Origin of the sequence: Stenotrophomonas sp. SrG (assembly GCF_050031795.1) — a bacterium.
GTDB classification, from domain to species: Bacteria; Pseudomonadota; Gammaproteobacteria; order Xanthomonadales; family Xanthomonadaceae; genus Stenotrophomonas; species Stenotrophomonas rhizophila_A.
Genome location: NZ_JBNBBE010000976.1, coordinates 1 through 242 on the forward strand (window position 1 = coordinate 1; position 242 = coordinate 242).

Annotated in this window: 1 protein-coding gene; it reads left to right on the forward strand. The window is 69.0% G+C overall.

Going from position 1 to position 242, the window contains the following annotated elements; all coding sequences use genetic code 11:
- The coding region (locus ACQG3P_RS22405) for a riboflavin kinase (RefSeq protein ID WP_426806285.1) at positions 1 to 242 on the forward strand (242 nt) is incomplete at both ends.

Below are 242 nucleotides of genomic sequence, written 5' to 3' on the forward strand. Positions count from 1 at the left end.
TTTCCGCCACACGCATACGCCAGATGCTGCGCGAGGGCGATTTCGCCCATGCGGCCGATCTGCTCGGTCGCCCGTATGCGATCGGTGGCAGGGTAGTGCGCGGGCGCCAGCTCGGCCGCACCCTCGGCTTCCCCACAGCCAACCTGCGCTTCCCGAAAAAGGCGGCGCTGGCGGGCCTCGATGCCACCTGTGTGCACGGCGAGTTAGACCAGCCGTGGCCGGCGGTATCCAGCTTCGGCACC